The 22,879-nt window shown below is 33.9% G+C and carries 32 protein-coding genes; 23 read left to right on the plus strand and 9 right to left on the minus strand.

Annotated elements, in window-relative coordinates; genetic code table 11:
• Positions 1–85 precede the first annotated feature (85 nt).
• The 4 genes from H7350_RS13455 to H7350_RS13470 all read right to left on the minus strand — a co-directional run bounded on the left by H7350_RS13455 (position 86) and on the right by H7350_RS13470 (position 2,047).
• Positions 86–484, minus strand: a complete 399-nt coding sequence (locus H7350_RS13455) for a rhodanese-like domain-containing protein (RefSeq protein WP_204346436.1) — start codon at positions 482–484, stop codon at positions 86–88.
• Positions 485–496: 12 nt separating this feature from the next.
• On the minus strand, positions 497–811 hold the full coding sequence (locus H7350_RS13460) for a rhodanese-like domain-containing protein (RefSeq protein WP_204346437.1): 315 nt from the start codon (positions 809–811) through the stop codon (positions 497–499).
• Positions 812–931: 120 nt separating this feature from the next.
• Positions 932–1,546, minus strand: a complete 615-nt coding sequence (locus H7350_RS13465) for a thioredoxin family protein (RefSeq protein ID WP_204346438.1) — start codon at positions 1,544–1,546, stop codon at positions 932–934.
• Positions 1,547–1,552: 6 nt separating this feature from the next.
• Positions 1,553–2,047, minus strand: a complete 495-nt coding sequence (locus H7350_RS13470) for a TlpA disulfide reductase family protein (RefSeq protein ID WP_204346439.1) — start codon at positions 2,045–2,047, stop codon at positions 1,553–1,555.
• 108 nt (positions 2,048–2,155) lie between these two features.
• On the opposite strand from H7350_RS13470, the gene H7350_RS13475 reads away from it, so the two are divergent.
• The 14 genes from H7350_RS13475 (at position 2,156) to H7350_RS13540 (ending at position 13,058) form a co-directional block, all read left to right on the plus strand.
• Positions 2,156–2,608: a MarR family winged helix-turn-helix transcriptional regulator gene (locus tag H7350_RS13475; RefSeq protein ID WP_204346440.1), complete on the plus strand. Its 453-nt coding sequence runs from the start codon at positions 2,156–2,158 to the stop codon at positions 2,606–2,608.
• 26 nt (positions 2,609–2,634) lie between these two features.
• Entirely contained in the window at positions 2,635–3,207 is a 573-nt protein-coding gene (locus H7350_RS13480; RefSeq protein WP_204346441.1) for a YceI family protein, read from the plus strand.
• A 261-nt stretch (positions 3,208–3,468) separates the two neighbouring features.
• The gene (locus tag H7350_RS13485; RefSeq protein WP_204346442.1) at positions 3,469–4,869 is read left to right on the plus strand and encodes an anthranilate synthase component I family protein; all 1,401 of its coding nucleotides are present in this window, start codon (positions 3,469–3,471) and stop codon (positions 4,867–4,869) included.
• A gap of 149 nt (positions 4,870–5,018) precedes the next feature.
• Positions 5,019–5,582 carry an anthranilate synthase component II gene (locus H7350_RS13490; protein WP_204346443.1) on the plus strand — a complete coding sequence of 188 codons (564 nt, stop codon included), beginning with the start codon at positions 5,019–5,021 and terminating at the stop codon, positions 5,580–5,582.
• Positions 5,583–5,679: 97 nt separating this feature from the next.
• Positions 5,680–6,672, plus strand: a complete 993-nt coding sequence (gene trpD / locus H7350_RS13495; protein ID WP_204346444.1) for an anthranilate phosphoribosyltransferase — start codon at positions 5,680–5,682, stop codon at positions 6,670–6,672.
• Between the two features lie 81 nt (positions 6,673–6,753).
• Complete coding sequence (trpC, locus tag H7350_RS13500; protein WP_204346445.1) at positions 6,754–7,539, plus strand: indole-3-glycerol phosphate synthase TrpC; 786 nt, start codon at positions 6,754–6,756, stop codon at positions 7,537–7,539.
• The gene (locus H7350_RS13505) at positions 7,536–8,156 is read left to right on the plus strand and encodes a phosphoribosylanthranilate isomerase (RefSeq protein ID WP_204346446.1); all 621 of its coding nucleotides are present in this window, start codon (positions 7,536–7,538) and stop codon (positions 8,154–8,156) included. Before trpC ends, H7350_RS13505 begins: the two co-directional genes overlap by 4 nt.
• Before the next feature lie 151 nt (positions 8,157–8,307).
• Positions 8,308–9,489: a tryptophan synthase subunit beta gene (gene trpB / locus H7350_RS13510; RefSeq protein ID WP_204346447.1), complete on the plus strand. Its 1,182-nt coding sequence runs from the start codon at positions 8,308–8,310 to the stop codon at positions 9,487–9,489.
• Positions 9,490–9,771: 282 nt separating this feature from the next.
• Complete coding sequence (locus tag H7350_RS13515; RefSeq protein ID WP_204346448.1) at positions 9,772–10,050, plus strand: GIY-YIG nuclease family protein; 279 nt, start codon at positions 9,772–9,774, stop codon at positions 10,048–10,050.
• A 358-nt stretch (positions 10,051–10,408) separates the two neighbouring features.
• Complete coding sequence (gene trpA, locus H7350_RS13520; protein WP_204346449.1) at positions 10,409–11,173, plus strand: tryptophan synthase subunit alpha; 765 nt, start codon at positions 10,409–10,411, stop codon at positions 11,171–11,173.
• 94 nt (positions 11,174–11,267) lie between these two features.
• Positions 11,268–11,417, plus strand: a complete 150-nt coding sequence (locus H7350_RS13525; RefSeq protein ID WP_204346450.1) for a hypothetical protein — start codon at positions 11,268–11,270, stop codon at positions 11,415–11,417.
• 55 nt (positions 11,418–11,472) lie between these two features.
• Complete coding sequence (locus tag H7350_RS13530) at positions 11,473–11,697, plus strand: hypothetical protein (protein WP_204346451.1); 225 nt, start codon at positions 11,473–11,475, stop codon at positions 11,695–11,697.
• Entirely contained in the window at positions 11,687–12,139 is a 453-nt protein-coding gene (locus H7350_RS13535) for a tRNA (cytidine(34)-2'-O)-methyltransferase (protein WP_204346452.1), read from the plus strand. Before H7350_RS13530 ends, H7350_RS13535 begins: the two co-directional genes overlap by 11 nt.
• A 7-nt stretch (positions 12,140–12,146) precedes the next feature.
• Positions 12,147–13,058 carry a YitT family protein gene (locus tag H7350_RS13540; RefSeq protein WP_204346453.1) on the plus strand — a complete coding sequence of 304 codons (912 nt, stop codon included), beginning with the start codon at positions 12,147–12,149 and terminating at the stop codon, positions 13,056–13,058.
• Positions 13,059–13,078: 20 nt separating this feature from the next.
• Here the strand turns inward: H7350_RS13540 and H7350_RS13545 are convergent, their stop codons facing one another.
• From H7350_RS13545 to H7350_RS13565, 5 genes are all read right to left on the minus strand, one after another.
• Positions 13,079–13,306 (minus strand): VF530 family protein, encoded by a 228-nt coding sequence (locus H7350_RS13545; RefSeq protein WP_204346454.1) that lies wholly within the window; start codon positions 13,304–13,306, stop codon positions 13,079–13,081.
• Positions 13,306–13,521 (minus strand): DUF6500 family protein, encoded by a 216-nt coding sequence (locus tag H7350_RS13550; RefSeq protein WP_204346455.1) that lies wholly within the window; start codon positions 13,519–13,521, stop codon positions 13,306–13,308. Before H7350_RS13550 ends, H7350_RS13545 begins: the two co-directional genes overlap by 1 nt.
• 2 nt (positions 13,522–13,523) lie before the next feature.
• Positions 13,524–14,813, minus strand: a complete 1,290-nt coding sequence (locus H7350_RS13555; protein ID WP_204346456.1) for a DEAD/DEAH box helicase — start codon at positions 14,811–14,813, stop codon at positions 13,524–13,526.
• Between the two features lie 111 nt (positions 14,814–14,924).
• On the minus strand, positions 14,925–15,728 hold the full coding sequence (locus H7350_RS13560; RefSeq protein ID WP_204346457.1) for a tryptophan-rich sensory protein: 804 nt from the start codon (positions 15,726–15,728) through the stop codon (positions 14,925–14,927).
• Between the two features lie 11 nt (positions 15,729–15,739).
• Entirely contained in the window at positions 15,740–16,423 is a 684-nt protein-coding gene (locus tag H7350_RS13565; protein ID WP_204346458.1) for a M15 family metallopeptidase, read from the minus strand.
• Between the two features lie 29 nt (positions 16,424–16,452).
• Between H7350_RS13565 and H7350_RS13570 the strand changes: the two genes are divergently transcribed.
• The 9 genes from H7350_RS13570 to H7350_RS13610 all read left to right on the plus strand — a co-directional run bounded on the left by H7350_RS13570 (position 16,453) and on the right by H7350_RS13610 (position 22,837).
• Positions 16,453–17,052, plus strand: a complete 600-nt coding sequence (locus H7350_RS13570) for an alpha-ketoglutarate-dependent dioxygenase AlkB family protein (RefSeq protein WP_204346459.1) — start codon at positions 16,453–16,455, stop codon at positions 17,050–17,052.
• A 379-nt stretch (positions 17,053–17,431) separates the two neighbouring features.
• The gene (locus tag H7350_RS13575; RefSeq protein ID WP_204346460.1) at positions 17,432–18,358 is read left to right on the plus strand and encodes an alpha/beta hydrolase; all 927 of its coding nucleotides are present in this window, start codon (positions 17,432–17,434) and stop codon (positions 18,356–18,358) included.
• Positions 18,359–18,606: 248 nt separating this feature from the next.
• Positions 18,607–19,467, plus strand: coding sequence for an SPFH domain-containing protein (locus tag H7350_RS13580; protein ID WP_204346461.1), 861 nt, complete (start codon positions 18,607–18,609; stop codon positions 19,465–19,467).
• Between the two features lie 2 nt (positions 19,468–19,469).
• The gene (locus H7350_RS13585; protein WP_204346462.1) at positions 19,470–19,655 is read left to right on the plus strand and encodes a hypothetical protein; all 186 of its coding nucleotides are present in this window, start codon (positions 19,470–19,472) and stop codon (positions 19,653–19,655) included.
• A gap of 5 nt (positions 19,656–19,660) precedes the next feature.
• Positions 19,661–19,819, plus strand: a complete 159-nt coding sequence (locus H7350_RS13590; RefSeq protein ID WP_204346463.1) for a hypothetical protein — start codon at positions 19,661–19,663, stop codon at positions 19,817–19,819.
• 2 nt (positions 19,820–19,821) lie between these two features.
• Positions 19,822–20,328, plus strand: a complete 507-nt coding sequence (locus H7350_RS13595; RefSeq protein ID WP_204346464.1) for a DUF1648 domain-containing protein — start codon at positions 19,822–19,824, stop codon at positions 20,326–20,328.
• A gap of 215 nt (positions 20,329–20,543) precedes the next feature.
• Positions 20,544–20,723, plus strand: coding sequence for a type II toxin-antitoxin system antitoxin (locus H7350_RS13600; protein ID WP_204346465.1), 180 nt, complete (start codon positions 20,544–20,546; stop codon positions 20,721–20,723).
• 61 nt (positions 20,724–20,784) lie between these two features.
• Positions 20,785–22,095, plus strand: coding sequence for a DUF819 family protein (locus tag H7350_RS13605; protein WP_204346466.1), 1,311 nt, complete (start codon positions 20,785–20,787; stop codon positions 22,093–22,095).
• A 49-nt stretch (positions 22,096–22,144) separates the two neighbouring features.
• Positions 22,145–22,837, plus strand: a complete 693-nt coding sequence (locus tag H7350_RS13610; protein ID WP_204346467.1) for a DUF4369 domain-containing protein — start codon at positions 22,145–22,147, stop codon at positions 22,835–22,837.
• Positions 22,838–22,879 lie beyond the last annotated feature (42 nt).

Consider the following 22,879-nt stretch of genomic DNA (forward strand, 5'->3'; position numbering starts at 1 on the left):
GAGTTCATTAACATATCAGAAATCAGCATATAAAAAAACCGAACATAACGTTCGGTTTAATTTGTATGATATAGTGTATAACTATTTACTCTATAGTTTTAATTTCGAGACCTTTGAATTTCCATTTTTCTAATCCGCCTTCGAGGTCATAAATTTTGACAAAGCCTGCTTCTTTAAGTTTTTTAGAACATTTGGCACTTCTTCCTCCAGATTTACAATACACCACAACTGGTTTTGTTTTATCTAGTTTTACAATATCTTCATCAAAAGTAGGTGATGTAAGATCTATATTTTGAGCATGCTCTATATATCCTGATTTATGTTCAGCGGGTGTTCTTACATCGACTAGTTGAATATCTTCAAGTTCTAACAGTGATTGCATTTCTTCTGGTGAAACCATTTTTATTTCACTTTGCGGTTCTTCTTTACAGCTATATGCTAATGCAAATAGTGCAAAACAATACATAAGTACCTTGTTTTTCATTTTGATTGATTTTTAAATTGAAGCTACTTCACCTGACCATTCGCTGAAGCCTCCAATGAGATTATACGTGTTTTTAAAACCTAACTGATTCATTACACGACATGCCTGAGCACTTCGACCTCCAGATTTACAATATACATAATAGGTTTTGGATGTATCGAGTTTTTCAATAGCTTCAATAAATCCTTGACCATTATAAATGTCAATAACGATAGCATCTGGAATGATACCAAGCGCTACCTCTTCTGGAGTTCTTACATCTAATACTACTGCATTTTTATCAGCAGCAAGTTTTGAAGCCCATTCTTGTTGTGTTAAATCAGTCATATTTTTATATATCAAAAATCATGCAAATTTAACTTTTCCTTAGGACATTTTTTTATATAGACGAAAAAAAATCCGAAGTGTTACACTTCGGATTAAAATTTTTTAAAGTTATTGCAAGCATTACACCTTAATTGAACAACCAATGGCACGAGTTGTAGCTTCTGGTACTTCTTTTCCGACTAATAAAGCATCAACTGCATCTTCAACATAGGTCTTTGTCACAGCACTAGCATCTTTATAATTGTCATCAATTGCGCCAATATATTTTACTTCATGTCCTTTTTTGGTACGCTCTAAAACATACACGTGTGGTGTTTTAGTTGCTCCATATTGCGGATATATTTTTTGACCTTCATCCATTAAATAAGGAAACGTAAATCCTTTAGCTTTAGCTCTGGCTTTCATGGCATCCATATTGTCGCCTGGTTTAACATCTGTATTATTTGGCATAATAGCTATTACAGGATAGCCTTTATCTGCGTACTTTTTATTTAAAGCTTCAACTCTATCTTCATAAGCTACAGCGTAAGGACACGTATTGCAGGTAAAAACAATGATAAAACCTTTGGCATCCTTGTAGTCTTTCATTGAGACTTTATTTCCATCAATATTTTCTAAGTCAAAATCGGTTGCAATATCACCAATGTGATACCCTTGACCTTCATCTACATTTGTAAATGACGACAAAGCCACAATAGTTATTAATGCAAAAAATGTTTTAAGTGTGTTTTTCATGATATTCTATTTTATAAATTGTTTTAATTGGGTTTCAAGTCCCTGATAATCAAAAGAGCGTTCGTAAAATTCTTTTTTGTCTTTGTTATATATTAAAGTAGCAGGTATTGCACCTGACCAGTTTTTATTCACTTTTGGAATCCATGTATTTGAATCTACGTCATCCAATACCAGCACTTCACTTTTTAAATTGTGCTTCTTAAGAAAAGGCTTCAATTTGGTGTCAATTTGCTTTGGAAAATCGAGACTGACTAAAATAACTTCAACCGATTTATTGACATAATTAGCATTTAGTTGTTCAAAATATGGCAATTCTTTCACGCAAGGCGCACACCATGTTGCCCAAAAATTCACAACATACGTTTTACTCTCATCTTTAGAACCTAGATAAGATTGAAGCTCATCAAAATTAAGCACTTTTAAATCTTGCGTATTGGCTTCGCTTTTTTGATCTTCAAAAAGACTAAACACAACTAAAATAATGATAAATACGTGTTTCATATTATAAAGTTATAAATCAAATAAGATGCATTTAAAAATTTAACAAAACATTAATCATTACAAGTATAAATTATCATACATTTGTACATACAACAATTGTATATACATATGTCAATAGAATCTGATATTAAAAGTACCGTTAAACTCAATGAAAATGACAAAACCGTTATTAATTTGATTTACACCAATAATTGGCTAAAAGAAAAGGCATTAACAGACTTTAAATCGTACGGCTTATCGTCTGAACAGTACAATGTGTTGAGAATATTAAGAGGACAAAAAGGACAGCCTGCTAATCTTAGCACGATACAAGAACGCATGTTAAACAAGATGAGTAACACTACGCGTTTGATAGACAAACTATTAAAGAAAGATTTGGTTACGCGTCAAACATGCCCTTCAAACAGACGAAAAATAGAAATTTTAATCACCTCTAAAGGCCTAGAACTATTAACCGAATTAGACGATAAAGTAAAAAAAAGCAACCTTAACATTACAAAAAATTTAAACACATCAGAGTTAACAACTTTAAACTTATTATTAGATAAACTAAGAGCATAAACAAACCCAAAAACAAATTTAAAACAATGAAAACAAACACATTAAAAACAGCAGCTATTTTAATTCTGGCATTAACCTTTGCATCATTTACTTCAGTTAAGAAAAATGAAGTTAAAATATCAGAGTCGACTATTTCATGGAAAGGTCACAAAGTCACTGGATCCCATGAAGGTACTATCAACCTGCTTGATGGAACGCTAATATTTGAAAATGATGAATTAACCGGAGGCAATTTCGTTATGGATATGACTTCAATTAATGTTACCGATTTAGAAGCTGGAAAAGGCAAAGAAAAACTTGAAGGACATTTAAAGTCTGATGATTTCTTCGGAACAAGCAATCATGCTAAAGCAAACTTAAACATCACTGACGTTAAAGGCAAAAACGGAAATTATAACATTACAGGCGATTTAACCATCAAAGGAAAAACTCATCCTATTTCATTTGATATGACTATTGCAGATAACACAGCAACAGCATCGCTTAAAGTGGACCGAACAAAATATGATATCAAATATGGTTCGGCAAGCTTTTTTGACGGACTAAAAGATAAAGCAATATATGATGAATTCGATCTAAATGTAAAGTTGAAATTTTAAGTAAATTTGATTAATAGCAACATTTAGTCTTAAAGATTCCCATGAATTTGGGAATCTTTTTCATTTTTATGCAATTAAATTTGAAAACTAAATTTTGATGTCTATATTTGAACTTTACAAAACAATGAACATAAACTTAAATCATACTTGGTGGTGGAACTCTCGAAACAACAACTTCGTGAACTAACCCTATAGGTATATTTAAAGTAACATATCAAAAAGGCTTGTCATTCACGACAAGCCTTTTTTTAATTATAAAAAATGAAAACATTTAGTTTATATACGCATTACAAGAAAATTCTGGCAGACACCATAACACCTGTGAGCATTTACTTAAAAATTAGAGATAAATTCCCAAACAGCATTCTACTAGAAAGTAGTGATTATCATGCTAATGATAATAGTTTTTCCTACATCTGTTTTAATCCAATAGCATCTATTAAAGTCAAAAATAATGTTATTGAACAGTCTTATCCTGACGGAAGTTCTAAAACAAATAATGCCTTAAACATTTCGGTTACCGAAGAGATTCACAAATTCACGAAACGATTTAAAGTAAATTCTGATGAAGATTTTAAATTTATAAACAATGGTATTTTTGGCTACACTGCTTATGATGCTGTAAAATATTTTGAAGATATTGAGATTAGCGAAAAACCTGATTCTCTTGATATTCCAGATATTTTTTATGCGGTTTATCAAAACATAATCGCCATTAATCACTTTAAAAATGAGGCGTATATATTCGCGCATTGTTTTGAAGCCGAAAATAATATAGACGAGGTTTTACAATTAATCAGTTCTAAAAATTTTGCATCTTATACCTTTAAAACCGATTCTGATATTTCATCCAATCTTACCGATGACGAGTATAAAGACCACGTAGAACTCGCTAAAAAGCATTGTGCTCGAGGCGATGTTTTCCAACTCGTGCTCTCAAAAAAATTCGCTCAGGCCTTTAAAGGTGATGAGTTTAATGTATATCGTGCCCTAAGAAGTATCAACCCTTCTCCTTACCTCTTTTATTTTGACTACGGAAATTTTAAAATCTTCGGAAGTTCACCAGAAGCTCAGCTTGTTGTCAACAATGGCCAAGCCGAAATCCATCCCATTGCAGGCACATTTAAAAGAACAGGAAATGATGAAGATGATCAAAAACTAGCCAAGCAACTCGCTGCAGATGATAAGGAAAATGCCGAACATGTCATGCTCGTTGATCTCGCCAGAAACGACCTGAGCCGTCATGGTAGCCAGGTTAAAGTTGAAACCTATCGCGAAGCACAATTCTTCTCTCATGTGATCCATTTGGTAAGCAAAGTCACAGGAAGAATTCATGATAAAACACCAACCATGCAAGTCGTTGCCGATACATTTCCAGCCGGAACATTGAGTGGTGCACCAAAACATCGCGCCATGCAATTGATAGAACAATACGAAAAAACAAGTCGCGCTTTTTATGGTGGCGCCATTGGTTTTATGGATTTTAATGGTAATTATAATCACGCCATTATGATTAGAACGTTTATGAGTAAAAATCATAAACTGCATTGGCAAGCTGGTGCTGGATTGGTTTCAAAATCCAATCCAGAAAGCGAGTTACAAGAGGTCTATAACAAATTAGGTGCCTTAACAAAAGCGATTGAAATGGCTGAAGATATTTAAAATTAGGGCGTTACCGCAAGGGTCAGGCTTTCGGCAGTCGCTCTCTTTGAGGAGCTCCAACAAAGCCTCAATCCTTAACGCAACGGAAAACGAGAACAAACGAAACACAAGTTTAATTAATAAAACTCCCACTTTCTCGGGAACTATATATGAAAATATTAGTAATAGATAACTACGACAGCTTCACCTATAATTTAGTCCACTATTTAGAGGATTTAAATTGCGAAGTCACCGTAAAACGAAATGATAAACTCACGCTTAAAGACGTTGAGGCTTTTCAAAAAATTGTATTATCACCAGGACCAGGCATTCCTGACGAAGCCGGATTATTAAAAGCTATTATCAAAACCTATGCACCTACCAAAAGCATTTTAGGTGTTTGCTTAGGGCAACAAGCCATTGGTGAAGTTTTTGGTGGCTCACTTGTTAATCTCGATGATGTTTATCATGGTGTTGCCACTCAGGTTGATATTACCGTAGACGACGAAGTCTTATTCAAAAACATGGAAAAGACTATAGAAGTTGGTCGCTACCATTCTTGGGTTGTACATAAAAATTTACCTGAAGCCTTAGAAGCAACGTCTTTTGATAGTAACGGACAAATAATGTCGTTAAGACACAAAGTTTACGATGTAAAAGGTGTACAGTATCATCCAGAATCGGTATTGACACCAAATGGAAAACAAATTCTAGAAAACTGGGTCAATAGTTAACAGTTGTAAAGTAAATGATACAGCGGCATAAGCCATCTAAATAGAGACCTAAAAATTAAAGTTTAATTAAAAGATTCCCGCTGCAATGGGAAATACTATGAAGCAAATACTAAACAGACTAATCAACCACGAAAGCATCTCTAGTGAAGAAGCAAAAACGGTATTGGTGAATATTTCCGAAGGCAAATACAATCAAAGTCAAATTGCATCCTTTCTTACAATTTACATGATGCGTAGCATTACTCTAGAAGAGTTACAAGGCTTTAGGGATGCCTTATTAGAACTTTGCATTCCTGTAGATTTATCCGACTTCGAGGCTATCGATTTATGTGGTACTGGTGGTGACGGAAAAGACACGTTTAACATCTCCACAATCGCGTCTTTTATCACGGCTGGCGCTGGAGTAAAAGTAGCCAAACATGGTAATTATGGCGTTTCATCTGCTTCTGGATCATCTAATGTTATGGAAGCCTTAGGAATTCATTTTTCGAATAAATCAGACTTTTTAAAATACGCTATAGATCAAGCAAACATATGTGTACTCCATGCGCCATTATTTCATCCAGCCATGAAAAATGTGGCTCCTATCCGCAAAGAATTAGGTGTGAAGACCTTTTTTAACATGTTAGGTCCAATGGTAAATCCGTCCTTTCCTAAACACCAAATGGTTGGTGTGTTCAATTTAGAATTGCAACGTATCTATGGCTATCTCTACCAAAATACCGACAAAAATTATAGCATTGTTCACGCTTTAGATGGTTATGATGAAATCTCATTGACCGGAAACACAAAAATCATTTCTAACACTGCTGAAACCATGCTAAGCCCAGCAGATTTAGGATTAAAACAAATCGAACAAAGTGAAATATTTGGAGGATCTTCTGTAAAACAAGCCGCTAAAATCTTTAAAAACATCATGGACTGTAAAGGTACAGATGCTCAAAACAATGTGGTTTGCGCTAATGCAGGATTAGCCATAGCTACCGTAAAAGGCATTTCGCATCAAGAAGGGTTTTATTTAGCTCAGGATAGTTTAGGAAGCGGAAGAGCAAAAGCAAGTCTAGAACGCTTAATAGAATTGAGTAAATAATAACTTTAAGTAGTCATGAAGCTTAGGTTATAGTAACATATAAATAATGAGAACCTGAAACCAGTTCAGGTTAACAACAAAATGAACATATTAGATAAAATAGTAAACGATAAACGCATCGAAGTTAACCTTCGAAAGCAACTTATTCCTGTAAAACAACTGGAAGCTTCCGTTTTGTTTGAAAGAGAAACTGTATCACTATCTGATAAACTAAGACACAGCAATACAGGAATTATTGCCGAACATAAACGACGCTCCCCTTCAAAGCAAGTCATTAATCACAATTTAAATGTTTTTGATGTTGCCAAAGGGTATCAAAATGCTGGTGCTTGTGGCATGTCTGTTTTAACCGATGGTAAGTATTTTGGTGGAAGCTTAGACGATTTACTCACCGCACGAGCCAGTTGTAATTTACCGCTTCTTCGGAAAGAATTCATTATAGACAGTTATCAAATTATTGAAGCTAAAGCTTATGGTGCAGATGCAATTTTACTCATTGCTGCCATTTTAACCAAAGCAGAAATTAAAGCATTTTCAGAATTGGCCAAACAGCTTAAACTTGATGTATTACTAGAAGTTCACAACGAAGAAGAACTCCATAAATCATTAATGCCAAGCCTTGATATGTTAGGCGTAAACAATCGAAATCTAAAGACCTTTGACGTTAGCTTAGACACCAGCAAGCAACTAAGTAAAATGATTCCAAACGATTTTGTAAAAGTTTCTGAAAGTGGCATTAGTAATGTTGAAGCTATTAAAACCTTACAACCTTATGGTTATAAAGGCTTTTTAATAGGAGAAAACTTTATGAAAACTAATAATCCTGGCGACAGTGCTACTCAATTTATAAAAGACTTACAATCATGAAATTAAAAGTCTGCGGAATGAAAACTAAAGACAACATTTTAAATGTTGCGAAATTAAATCCAGATTTTATGGGTTTCATTTTCTACAAAAATTCACCACGTTATTTTAATAGTGTTATTCCAGAATTACCCGAACATATAAAAAAGATTGGCGTATTTGTCGATGCTACTTATGATTACATCAAAGGCATTGTACAGAAACATCAATTACATGGTGTCCAATTACATGGTAATGAATCGCCAGAACTATGCAAACAATTACAAGATTTAAACTATACAGTAATAAAAGTGTTTTCTATAAAAGACAGCTTCGACTTTAATACTTTAGAACCTTATGAAGATGTTTGTGATTTCTACCTATTCGATACCAAAGGAAAACAACCAGGAGGAAACGGTTTCACTTTTGATTGGACTGTTTTAAAAAATTACTCATCAATAAAACCCTTCTTTTTAAGTGGTGGTATTGGTCTTAATGAATTAAATAAGTTGTTATCATTTCTAAAAAGACCTGAAGCAGTTTTTTGTCATTCATTAGACGTAAACAGTAAATTTGAAACGAATTTAGGTTTAAAAAATATAGAAAAACTAAAAGAATTTAAATCATTAATTCAAACCTAATGCAACGTCATGCTAAACTTATTTATTCGTAAATATCTGTTTCATATTAAGGTATTTTGAATCTTTGATTTTAGCATCTCATGAAAATAAAAGTATTATAACCATTGAATGTGACTCTGAAACAAGTTCAGGGCGACAAAAAACGAAATAAATGACATACAACATCAACGACAAAGGCTATTACGGTGAATTTGGAGGCGCATATATTCCAGAAATGCTCTATCCAAATGTCGAAGAATTACGCCAGAATTATCTTAAAATAATGGCTGAACCTTCTTTTAAAAAAGAATTTGATCAACTCTTAAAAGATTATGTAGGACGTCCTTCTCCTCTCTATTTCGCCAAACGATTAAGTGACAAATACAACACCAAAATTTATTTGAAGCGTGAAGATTTAAACCATACAGGTGCACATAAGGTCAATAATACGATCGGACAAATTTTAATGGCAAAACGTTTAGGAAAAACCCGAATCATTGCCGAAACTGGCGCTGGACAACACGGCGTAGCGACAGCAACAGTCTGTGCACTTATGGGCATGCAATGTATAGTATATATGGGAGAAATTGATATTGCGCGTCAGGCACCCAATGTGGCTCGCATGAAAATGCTGGGCACTGAAGTCCGACCAGCACTTTCAGGTAGTCGGACATTAAAAGACGCCACCAATGAAGCCATTCGCGACTGGATTAATAATCCTGTTGACACCCATTATATTATTGGAAGCGTTGTTGGACCACATCCCTATCCTGATATGGTCGCGAGGTTTCAATCGGTGGTTTCCGAAGAAATTCAGTGGCAACTCAAAGATAAAGAAGGCACTACAAAACCAAATTATGTCATAGCCTGTGTTGGTGGTGGCAGCAATGCCGCAGGTGCGTTTTATCATTATCTGGAAGATACAGAGGTGAATCTTATAGCAGTAGAAGCAGCTGGTAAAGGGATTGATTCTGGTGAAAGCGCTGCTACCTCAGCCTTAGGTCGTGAAGGTATTATTCACGGAAGTAAAACATTGTTGATGCAGACCAACGACGGACAAATTACAGAGCCCTACTCCATTTCGGCGGGCTTAGATTATCCTGGAGTTGGCCCTATGCATGCACATTTGTACACATCTGGTCGTGCCGAATTCATCTCAATTACCGATGATGAAGCGATGACTGCTGGTTTAGAGTTGAGTCAGTTAGAAGGGATTATTCCTGCGATAGAAAGTTCTCATGCCTTTGCGGTTTTGGCTCAAAAAAAGTTTCAACCTAAAGATATTGTCATTATGAATCTTTCAGGTCGTGGTGATAAAGATTTACAAAACTATATCGATTATTTTAAACTGTAGCATGATGGCGTTACCACAAGGGTCAGGCTTTCAAGGCTCGCTATCAAAGATGAGCTCAAACAAACCTTTCAATCCTTAACGCAAAAGAAATACTAATCTAAACCTCAAACAAACTAAGAATAACAAATAATAAAAATCAATTACGTCATGCTGGACCTTGAACCAATTCAAAATAACAAAAAAACCAACCAAGCACGTCATACTGAACTCGTTTATTCATAAATATCCATTTTAGCTTAGGGTATTCATGAATCTTTGATTTCAGCATCTCACTAGAAGAAAATGAAAAGTAGTTACATTTATATCATGACCAATACCTACAGAACAACATTCTATGTTGGTGTAACATCTGATTTAACCAAAAGAGTAACTGAACATCATAACGGAACTGGCTCTGAATTCACAAAAAAGTACAATCTAAAAGATGTAATATATTTTGAAGAATTCAGTGCTATTGACCAAGCTATAGCCAGAGAAAAACAAATTAAAAACTGGAAGAAAGAATGGAAACTAAATTTAATAAAAAAGAAAAATCCAGGTCTTAAGACCTTAATCATCTAATGAGACCCTGAAACAAGTTCAGGGTGACGACCAGTTGTTTCAAACCGTCATGCTGGACCTTGAACCAATTCAAAATAACAAAAAAACCAACCAAGCACGTCATGCTGAACTTATTTCAGCATCTCACTAGAGAAGAAAACGAAAAACCATAAATACTAATCTCAACCATAAAGAATCAAGAATAGTAAACAGAAACCAACCAAGCACGTCATGCTGAACTCGTTTATTTATAAATATCCATTTTAGCTTAAGGTATTCATGAATCTTTGATTTCAGCATCTCACTAGAAATAAAAAACTATCAATTGCGTCATGCTGAATTTATTTCAGCATCTCACTAGAGAAGAAAACGAAAAACGATGAACAGAATAAATAAAAAACTACAAGAAGACAAAAAACTACTCTCCATTTACTTTTCAGCAGGATATCCAAGTCTAAACGATACCGTTAGCATTATCCAAAATCTTGAAAAAAGCGGAGTCGACATGATAGAAATTGGATTACCTTTTAGCGATCCATTAGCCGACGGACCAACCATTCAGGCCAGTTCTACGCAAGCCTTAAAAAACGGAATGACCACCGAAATACTTTTCAATCAGTTAAAAGACATTCGCAAAACCGTTTCAATTCCGTTGATTATAATGGGCTATTTTAATCCAATCCTCCAATATGGCGTTGAAGCTTTTTGTAAAACCTGTCAGGAGATTGGTATTGACGGACTCATCATACCCGATTTACCTGTAGATGTGTATAACGAACATTACAAAGCGATCTTCGAAACTTATGGCTTAATTAATGTTTTTTTAATTACACCTCAAACGTCAGTAGAGCGCATAAATTTTATTGATTCTATTTCTAACGGATTTATTTATATGGTCAGTTCGGCTAGTGTCACAGGAAGCAGTAGTGGTTTTGGTGAAATTCAAACTTCATATTTCAAACGTATTGCCAATATGAATCTGAAGAACCCTCAAATAATCGGTTTCGGAATTTCAAATCACGATACTTTTTCACAAGCGACGCAATATGCTAAAGGTGCTATCATTGGAAGTGCATTTATCAAAAACCTAACCCAAAACGGACTCGCGTCAATTTCCAAGTTTGTATCTCAAATTTTAAGATAGTTTAACAATAAACTCCTTAGTTTTAACGGGCTTTTGTGAGCAATTTCAACTAGAAATTGCTATATTATATTTGAATCTAAAAAACAATAAAACAATGGGAATGATTAAAGACAGAAAGAAGTTTAAAACAACTGTAAGACAAACAAATCCAACGAATCCATCTGGTTATACCAAAATGGAAACTAATGATTTTGACATCGATAAAGACACTATTAAAAAACAGCAAAATAAAACAAATAGCTAATGCTATATGACTCAAATCTCAAGCCTATTCATTATTTTTGAATAGGCTTTTTTTTATGAAATTACGAGAAGATTTTCGAATTATATTATTGCTTTGTCTCACATTAGGTTTGGCTCCTTTTTTTCCTGAACCTCATATTTTAGAAAAAATAAAATGGATTACTGGAGGTGCCAGTGGTATGAAATTATTAGATTGGTTTGATGTGCTTCTGCATGGATTACCATGGCTATTACTCATTCGCTTAATTATTATAAAATCCCTTAGAAAAAATGGCGCTTAATATCGTTTTATTTGAACCTGAAATTCCTAATAATACTGGAAATATAGGTCGGCTAGCATTAGCTTCTGGATCAAAACTGCATTTGATTAAACCTTTTGGTTTCGAATTAAGTGATAGCCGTCTTAAACGCGCAGGTTTAGATTATTGGCAGCATTTGGATGTTACCATCTATGAGTCTATCGATGTGTTTTTTAAAATTCATAATGACAAAACATTTGTGTTCTTTTCGAGTCATGGGCATAAATCGCATTGGGAGATAGCCTTTAAAGATAATTTGTTTCTTATCTTCGGAAAAGAATCGGTAGGCTTATCCAAATCTCTAATAGACAAGTATAAAGAACAGCTTTATAAAATACCCTTATATAGTGAACATATTAGAAGTTTAAATCTAGCCAATGCCGTAAGCATAGTCATTTACGAAGGATTAAGGCAATTAAAATAACCACAATATGTTAACAAAACGCGCTAGGTATTTTCAACTAACTTCAGAATATTTTCAAGTTGCATTAGGCATTGTATTAGCAAGTATTGGCTTAAAAGCGTTTTTACTACCAAACGGTTTTTTAGATGGAGGTGTTACAGGAGTGGCACTTTTAATAAAAACCCAAGTTGATATCAACTTATCTTATTTACTTATTCTGTTAAGCCTCCCTTTTTTAATTCTGGGATATTTTACAGTTTCTAAACGTATCGTTGTCAAATCAATTATTAGCATCTTAGGCTTAGCTTTGTTTATTCATTTTGAAAATTTCGCAACTATTACCAGTGACAAATTTCTCATTTCCATATTTGGCGGATTATTTTTAGGAGCAGGAATCGGGATTGCTATTCGTAATGGCTCTGTGCTTGATGGTTCAGAGATTTTAGGTGTTTTTATTAATGATAGATTTGGAATAAGTATTGGTAAAGTTATTCTCGTATTTAACGTCATCTTATTTACAGTAACTGCCTTTATAGTTTCTACCGAAGTTGCCATGTACTCTATACTCACCTATATTGTCACTGCCAAAGTCACAGACTTAGTTATCGAAGGTTTTGAAGACTTTATAGGTGTAACCATCGTTTCTAATGATTTTGCCAAAATTGAAGCAGCAATTATTAGTCAGCTAGGTGCAGGAATGACTTTGTATAAAGGTCGTAAAGGCTTTGGAAGTACAGGACAAAAGCAAGATTTTGATATAATCCATACTATTATTAATCGTATAGATATCAAAAAAATGTACCGTATTGTTGCCGATATAGATGAGCACGCTTTTATTGTCGAGTTTGATGTCAACAATGTAAAAGGCGGTGTCTTACGCCGTTATCTCAATAAGAAAAAAGATAAAAAAATAGCAAAATTTTTAGCTGAAAATCAATAAGCAAAACGATAACTTAAACTTTAATCCGTCTTATTCTTCAGCATTTTTAAATACATGCGTTCTACTTTAGTTCTTGCCCAAGGTGTACGTCTTAAAAATTTTAAGCTTGATTTTACAGATGGATCGTGTGTAAAACATCTAATGTTAATTTGATATCCCATATATTCCCAACCATAATACGCTTGTAGTTCTATTATAATCTGCTCAAGTTTTATACCATGTAATGGGTTGTTCTTTTGAGTTTCCATTAGCTGTTTTCAACTAGTTTCTTGATTTTTACTGCTTTTTCAAAATGATCTAACTGCTGTGTTTTTATCCACCATGTTGCTGCTTCCATCAGTAATTCAGGAGTGTCATTTTTATTTTTAAAAAAGGCATAAAAAGAAATACCTACACCTTCTCCTTTTTGAGCAATTTTTGTGTTGCAAACGGCAATCATTTTAGACTTTAAAATTTCAGTCATTTCTAATGTCTTCTGTCGTTACGTCGTCGTGAATTACTAGACTTATTTCTGCTTGAATTATTTCTATTACCACCAGATGATTTCGATTTAGAATTTCGGGTTCTTTGTCCGCCTCCTTGTCTGTTTTGTCCTGGTTTTATGGGTTCGGTTGATGCATTAGGATCGGGTTCAAAACCTTCCATGATTTGCACTTCTATACGTTCTCCGATAAGTTTTTCAATATTTTTTAAATACGAAGTTTCATCTGCACTGACTAGAGATAATGCTTGTCCGTTAGCTCCAGCTCTACCAGTTCTACCAATTCTATGTACATAGTCTTCCGAAATATTAGGCAATTCAAAATTCACAACATGAGGTAATAACGGAATATCCAAACCACGTGCTGCAATATCAGTCGCTACCATAACACGAACACTCCCATTTTTAAAGCCAGCTAATGCTTTGGTTCTGGCTCCTTGACTTTTATTACCATGAATTGCAGCGGCACTAATTCCTGCAGCAGTCATTTTTTTAGTAAGTCTGTTAGCGCCATGCTTTGTTCGGGTGAATACTAAAACCTGCTTCCAATTACCTTCGGAAATGAGCTTAATTATTAAGCCTGTCTTTTTAGTTTTAGCAACACGATATACCCTTTGCGAAATTGCTTCGACAGTAGTATTTTCAGGAGTTGCTTCGACTTGTACAGGATTATTTAGAATACTATTAGCCAACTTTCTTATATCTTTTGAAAAGGTTGCTGAAAACATCAAATTTTGACGTTTGTCAGGCATCAATTTCATGACACGCTCAATATCTCTTAAAAACCCCATATCTAGCATGCGATCGGCTTCATCTAATACAAATACTTCTACACGTTTTATGGATAATAAATTTTGATTTTGTAAATCTAATAAACGCCCTGGAGTTGCAACTAAAACATCAACACCACGTCTCAAAGTTGCTACTTGAGGCTTTTGATTAACACCACCAAAAATTACGGCACTTTTAATATTTAGAAACTCACTGTAATCTCTTACGCTTTCATAAACCTGAGCTGCAAGCTCACGAGTTGGAGTTAAAATTAAAGCTCTGATAGGCCTAAATTTTTCCTTCGGATTTTCAGATAAATAATGCAATAACGGCAAGGTAAATCCTGCTGTTTTTCCTGTTCCAGTTTGCGCCGAAGCTAATACATCTCTTCCTTCTAATACTGGAGGAATTGCTTTTTCTTGAATTGGACTTGGAGTTTCGTATCCTTTTTTACTAATTGCTTTTAGTAAAGGCTCAGATAAGCCTAAAGATTGAAATGACATAAATAATAATTGTGAGATAAACACTATTATTTAGGCTACCTCTTTAATGAGGCACAAATGTACTGTTAATTTATCCGAAAGCATCATTTTGCAAGAAAAATGATTAAAATCTTACAATTTAGGCTTTAAAAATTCCTTTAGCTTGATAAGAGGATTTGTATCTTTATTTTTAGCACCATGAATTATACTACTTAGAGTTAGCAATCCAGCTGCAGCAAAAGCTATATATGCTATTTCTATTTCAGCTGTAGAGTTAGCAATTCCAATAGCTACTAAAGCCCAAGCTCCAACAAGTGCAAACTCACGCATGTTTCGTTTCCATGTGATCATCATATTGATAAGTGTTGCTATGACAATCATAATGATTGTCCAAATCTCAGGCGAAATCCCAAAACCATTCCACTGTATGCTTACCAAAAAAGCAGATACATTAGCTATGCTGGCTACTGTTACCCAACCACTATAAATAACAAAAGGCCACCATAAGAATGTGATAACTGAAATCGGTGCATCCCATAGCTCCATACTATTGTTCCATACAATTTTAAGTAAAGCTATAAGAAGTATACATATGAATATACAGGACCATCCTGTATAGCCATAAATCCAACTTACCACCCAGAAACTATTGGCAATACAGGAGATAATGAACCACCATCCAACTTTTAAAATAAATGCATCGTCACGTACTTTAACAAATAGACTTCTGCTTTGGTACACCACAAAACCCAATAATAAAAAATAAATAATTCCCCAAATTGAAAATGCATATCCTGCTGGTGTGAATAAGGTTTTTAAATCTCTAGATACTTCACCTATGGTTGTATTATTCATTATACCAGTGTTAGACAAATAATTGATGATGACGGTTACAATCAAAGCTATACCGTTTAGTATTTGTAATAATGTCTTCATAACATAATGTCTTATTCGACTTTGAAATCGAAATAGGTTTTTGGAAAGGGCTCCCAACGCAATGTAAAATGCCACCACTCTTTGGAGTAGTTTCTAAAGTTATGCTTCAACATCACTTTTTGTAATAATTGACGGTTAGCCTTTTGCTTTTCAGTTAAGCCTGAATGATCTACCCAAGATTCTTTTCCGAAGAAATCATAAGGACTTCCCATATCTAAAGGTTCATTTGTATTTCCGTCTATAATCGTTAAATCAACTGTACTGCCACGACTATGTCCCGAACGGGTTGCAATATATTCTTCTCTAAAGAGATAACGTTTTTCAACATCTGGATAAAATTCTTTCTTCTTAATTGTGTCATTCAAATCTTTAGCCCATCGCATAAAATGATTAACCGCTTGTTGCGGACGATAGCCATCATACACACGCAAACATAAGTTCTGTTGCTGAAGGTCATCCTGAACTTTTTTAAGTGCTAGAGCCGATTGTTTTGTTAAAATCAAAGTATTGGCGTTATAACCATCGATAGTATCTCCAACAAAATTATGATTCGTAAAATATCTAAGTTCAACATCAATATCAGGAATAATTTCTTTAACATAAATAAAGCCTTCAGGAAGATTATTGTTTTCTTGCACTGAAAAAGCTAAACTTATAATAACACCAAAAACGACTAATATTTTGTGAATCTTCATGATATAGCTAATTTAGATAAAATTTAATTATGAACCTGTTTCCCAAAGAAAAAACAATTTTAAAACGCCCTAATGCAGAGTTAATTTATATTGAAAATTTCTATAAGTCAGGGATTGCCAATCAATACTTTAATCATTTTAAGCAAAATATAAATTGGCAACAAGATCATATCACCGTTTTTGGAAAAACTTACAAACAACCCAGACTTACTGCGTTATATGCTACTAATGACAAACCTTATTCTTATTCAGGTTTAACGATGCAGCCGCTTTATTTTACTGAAGAATTATTACAAATTAAAAGCGATGTTGAACAAGAAGCCATGCATCAATTCACAACGGTTTTACTCAATTTATATCGCAACGGAAACGATAGTAATGGCTGGCATGCAGACAATGAAAAGGAACTAGGAAAACACCCAATAATAGCATCGGTAAGTTTTGGAGAGACCAGATCGTTTCACTTTAAGCATCGTCACATAACAGAGGAACGTCATAAAATCAATCTAAAACACGGCAGCTTATTAATTATGAAAGGTGAAATGCAGGAATATTGGTTACATCAAATTCCTAAAACCAAAAAAGTTATTGGTGAACGCATTAATTTGACGTTTAGAACTATTCTTTAAAACCTAATTATTATAAAAAGAAAAAACCAAGGTCCCTCAACCTTGGTTCTCCTAATTTGCTTTTCATATATGTGGTAGATTTAGGGTCTCTAATTCTGCACATATGCAAATATTAATTAATTAATCCATTGAACTAAAAACTAAATTTTAGTACACTTCAAATATAGAACTCTATTTCAATTCACAAGTCAAAATACACAATTAATCGATGAAATACATTTAATTTTAACATTTAAAGATGAAATATTGCATTTCATCGATGAAATGCATCTGTCAGAATTCTTTTATTTCAAGAATTATGTCATAAAATTGAAAATATTTCGTTTTATTTTTTAGTTAACTTTGGGACATCTGTTGCACTTAAATCACGAATACAATTATGAACTATTATCTGAGCCTCTTTTTTATTTGTTTTTTTTTAAATGTAAATGGTCAAGAAACACATTACTCTTCTAAAGATATTGCTATTAATACACTAATTGATGGCACTTTATTAGTACCTAATAACACTGCTAAGCCTAAGCTAGCTATTATTATAACAGATTATGGACCAACTGACAGAAATGGCAACCAGAATTTTTCAAATAACAATGCTCTAAAAAAACTAGCAGAATCCTTGACTAGTAAAGGGATAGCAACATTTAGATATGATAAACGTATCGTTAAACAAATCCTTAAAAAGAAAATTGACGCCCATATCACATTTGATGATTATATAACCGATGCTATTTCTGTTATTGACTATTTTAAAAATGAAGCATCCTATTCAGAGATTTATATTATTGGTCACGGACAAGGAAGTTTAATTGGCATGTTAGCTGCAAAAGACAAGGCAGATGGGTTCATTTCACTCGCTGGAACTAGTCAATCTATTGATAAAGTGATTATAGAACAAATTGGTGCCATGGATCCTACGCTTATTGAAGCCACAACAAAAGCGTTTGAAAGCTTAAAACAAGGCAAACTTACAAGTGAGTATCCGCAAGCTCTGGAAACTATTTTTAGAGCCGATGTTCAACCCTTTATTATGAACTGGATGCAATACGATCCGCAACACATAATAAAATCTTTAGACATGCCTGTACTTGTAGTCAATGGTACAAAAGATCTTCAGGTCTCTGTAGATGAAGCTAAAGCTTTAAAATTAGCCTCACAAAAAGCAGATTTAAAAGTCATTGATAATATGAACCACGTCCTATTCATTATTGAAGGTGATGAATTGGAAAACTCAAAATCTTACAATGAGTCGTTTAGACCAATTTCAGAAGTACTTACAACGACCATCTCTGAGTTTATTTTAAACTAATCTTACCAGGATATATGAAATAAAAAACGCATCTCAAGACGAGATGCGTTTTTTCTAACTAACCAACCAAATGATAAATGTTACTCCGTTATGCGAGGTAATCACTCCCCTACTAACATCATCATAATCATTTACATTTTATATAAAGCAAACGGCGTGCCAAACTCAATTTGCAGGATAAAAATGTTTAATATATATTTGATATCAAAATAATATCATATTAAATCATATAACTTAAACCAAAACCAATGAAAGAAGAAAAAATAATAGTTCCAGCAAATGGCTACCTTATGCTATTAGTATTCCTTATACTATTCTTCGGAAGCATAGCAGTAATGATTATGATGAAAAATCCTATTTTCATATTAGGAATTATCATCGCTATTTTTATAGCGCCAGGATTTATAATGGTTCAACCTAATGGCTCAAGAGTATTATTACTCTTTGGAAAATACATTGGTACTGTCAAGAAGAATGGTTTTTATTGGGTAAATCCTTTTTACACAAAAAAGAAAATATCGTTAAGAGCTAGAAACTTTGACAGTGAACGCCTAAAAGTTAATGACAAACTAGGCAATCCAATCATGATTAGTACGATTCTGGTTTGGCGTGTACAAAATACGTACAAAGCAGCCTTTGATGTTGATGTGTATGAAAACTTTGTTCGTGTTCAAACAGATGCCGCTGTTCGTAAATTAGCAAGCATGTATCCCTATGACAATTTTGCAGACGAAGGTGTTGATGAAGATATCACGCTTCGTTCTAGTGTAAATGAAGTAAGTAATGCACTTGAAAAAGAAATCGACGAACGCCTATCTATTGCTGGTATTGAAGTTTTAGAAGCTCGTATAGGCTATTTAGCATACGCTCAGGAGATAGCAAACGCCATGCTAAAACGTCAGCAAGCAACTGCAATTGTTGCAGCAAGACATAAAATTGTTGAAGGTGCAGTAAGTATGGTTGAAATGGCTTTGGATGAACTTGGAAAAAAACAAATCGTAGATTTAGATGAAGAACGTAAAGCTGCAATGGTAAGTAATCTCATGGTTATTCTTTGTGGCGATAAAGATGCATCTCCTGTATTAAATACTGGCACCTTAAATCATTAAAAATGAATAACAATCAAATCTATTGTATCGCCATAGGTGTTGCTCTTGGCACCAGCATCGGTACAACCATTGGAGCAGTAACTGGCAACGTTGCAATGGGAACTGTCTATGGCAGTTTTACAGGAACCATTATTGGTGTCATAATGGCTTTTACAGTGTTTAAAAATGAAAAAACTAATAACGAATAAAGTCAATGAAGGAATATAAAGTAGTCGCTCCAAAATTAGGATTTAGAAAACGATTCCAGCAGTTTGAAGAATTTCTCAACCAACACAGTCGTGAAGGCTGGGTTGTGAATACGATCGCTCAAGGCTGGACAAGTGTTGTTTTTGAACGTGATAAAAATAGATAATCATGAAAACCAACAGACCAAAGATTAAAGTGCCTTTAGAAACAATTGATATTATTTTAGATTTAATATCTATCACACTATTAATCTTAATGATAGTCTATGTGGCTATGTCTTATCAAGAATTGCCTGAAATAATTCCATCGCATTTTAATGGAAAAGGAGAAGTTGATGGTCATAGTGAAAAGTCGATGTTATGGCTATTACCTGGTATTTCTGTTGCTATGTTTATAGGATTATTTATACTCAACAAATACCCTCATCTTCATAACTATATGGTTAACATCACTGAAGAGAATGCTTTAAAAAATTATAGATTTAGTACAAGAATTCTAAGAATCACCAACGTGTTTATGGCATTGCTTTTTTTTGTTATTAGTTATAGCATGATCCAAGGAGCAAAAAATGAAGGCTTCGAACTTGGCTCATGGTTTTTTCCAGTAGTCATTGGTTTTAGTATTCTTCTTCCTATCGGAATATTAATCTATAACCACAAAATCAATAAATCATGAACACGATATCACTTTTCTTTTTATGTATAGTGAGTTTATCATATTTCAGTTTTGGGCAACAAACTATAATTTCAGCTGAAATCCTCATTAAACATATGAATCACATTTTAAAAACCATACTAAAAGATAAGGATTATACAGTCTCGTATAGATTTCCAGGTATTCTATCACATCAACTTTTTAACAGGATTACTGTATTTATAAAACATTAGATAATGGCTAAGAAAAAAGCATTTGCATTACGAATCAATGAAGATATGCTCAAAGCTATCGAAAAATGGGCTTCCGATGAATTTAGAAGTACTAACGGACAAATTGAATGGATGCTTATGCAATATCTTAAAGCACAAAACCGCCAGCCCAAGCCAAAAAAGAAAGATGAAAGCAACTCCTAAAGACGTTGCTTTTTTTATGCGCTTTTATTTTGGTATTTTGCAGTCATAAAGAAATTTTACTATGGACAACACACCGTTATTTACAGACGACACAATTGTATTCGGACTCTTAATGCTCTCATTAGGGTTTGTTTTTTTAACCGAATCTATTAAAACAGGATTCTGGTCTAAATTTTATAAAATTGTTCCCGGACTTTTTATGGCTTATATGATTCCGGCTGTATTAACCACACTAGGGTTAATTGCTCCAGAATGGCAAACTGTATCCGAAAATGGTGACGTTACCGAACATAGTTCAAACCTTTACTACGTCTCCAGCCGCTATCTATTACCAGCAGCATTGGTGTTAATGACGTTGAGTATTGATTTAAAAGCGGTTTTCAATTTAGGCTGGAAAGCACTCATCATGTTTTTTACCGGAACTGTTGGAATCATTATTGGTGGTCCGATTGCTATTTTATTAATTTCAGCAGTATCACCTGAAACCGTTGGTGGTGTTGGACCTGATGCTGTATGGAGAGGACTTTCAACACTTGCAGGAAGTTGGATTGGTGGTGGTGCCAACCAAACAGCAATGCTCGAAATTTATGGTTATAACCAAAAATTATATGGAGGAATGGTATTCGTTGATATTGTAGTTGCAAATATCTGGATGGCTTTATTACTAATAGGTATTGGTAAACGTAATCGTATCAACAAATGGTTAAAAGCAGACACCTCTTCTATTGAAGAACTCAAAGAAAAAGTGACTACCTTTTCAGAAAAAGTAAAGCGTAATCCGTCACTTACTGATATCATGATAATTGGAGCCATTGCCTTTGGAGCAGTGAGTTTAGCACATTTATGTTCAAACGTTCTTGCGCCTTTCTTCGATGAATTGGTCGCAGGCATCAGTTCGCAAACTACAAGAAATATATTCACCTTTTTAGGGTCTAAATTCTTTTGGATGATTAGTATTGCTACACTAATTGCCATTATATTATCGTTTACAAAAGCCAAAAATTATGAAGGTGCTGGTGCCAGCAAATTTGGTAGTGTATTTATCTATATTCTCGTGGCCAGTATTGGAATGAAAATGGACTTAACACTCATTTTTGATAATTTAGGGCTTATTGCCATTGGTATCGTTTGGATGAGTATTCATGCTTTATTACTCATTGGAATTGCCAAACTTATAAAGGCTCCTTATTTTTTCTTAGCTGTAGGAAGTCAGGCTAATGTTGGAGGCGCTGCCTCTGCTCCAATCGTAGCTTCGGCGTTTCATCCGTCTTTAGCAACTGTAGGTGTACTACTTGCTGTTTTTGGATATGCCGTAGGAACTATAGCTGCAATTGGTTGTACAATTTTAATGCAATTAGCTGCTGCTGGTTAGTATTTGATAAATAATTATAAGATATTTGCGCTCCTAAATTTAAAACTAAATGAAACACTTTTTTGTTGTATTAATAACAATATTATTCATGTCCTGCGGAAATGAGCAGCAACATGATTTCACATTAAAAGGTCATGTTAAGGGCTTAAAAAAAGGATCGGTTTACTTACAAAAACAGCAAGATTCTATAATGATTACTTTAGATTCTTTAGAAATTAATGGCGATTCTAACTTCGAGTTACATTCTGAATTAGCTGAACCTGAAATCCTATTTCTAAAGCTCAATAAGAATGATAATGATGAAGGTACTGTTGTGTTTTTTGCAGATAAAGGTGTCACAGAAATTAATTCGACTTTAAAAAACTTCAATTTTGATGCAAAAATCAAAGGATCAAAACAACATGATATTCTTGAAGAATATTTAGAGGTCATGTCTAAGTTTAATGATGAAAATTTAGAATTAATACAAAGTACTCTAGAGGCTCAAAAAGCAAATGATACTACAGCAAACTCTTTTGATGCTGAATACAATAAGTTATTAAAACGAAAATATTTATATACGATAAACTTTGCGGTTAACCATCCTGATAGTGAGGTGGCACCTTATTTAGCGATTAGCGAAGTTCCTAATACGAGTATTACTTTTTTACAGCAAATTTATGATGCGCTCAACAGCGATATCAAATCATCAAAATATGGTGTAAAGCTTAGCGAACTTATTGAAGAGCGTCATCAAGAATAAAACACTAGACTTACACAAATTAAAAAATCCCAAACTAAAAAA

It is taken from the genome of Psychroserpens algicola (assembly GCF_014526325.1).
In the GTDB taxonomy this organism is placed as follows: Bacteria; Bacteroidota; Bacteroidia; order Flavobacteriales; family Flavobacteriaceae; genus Psychroserpens; species Psychroserpens algicola.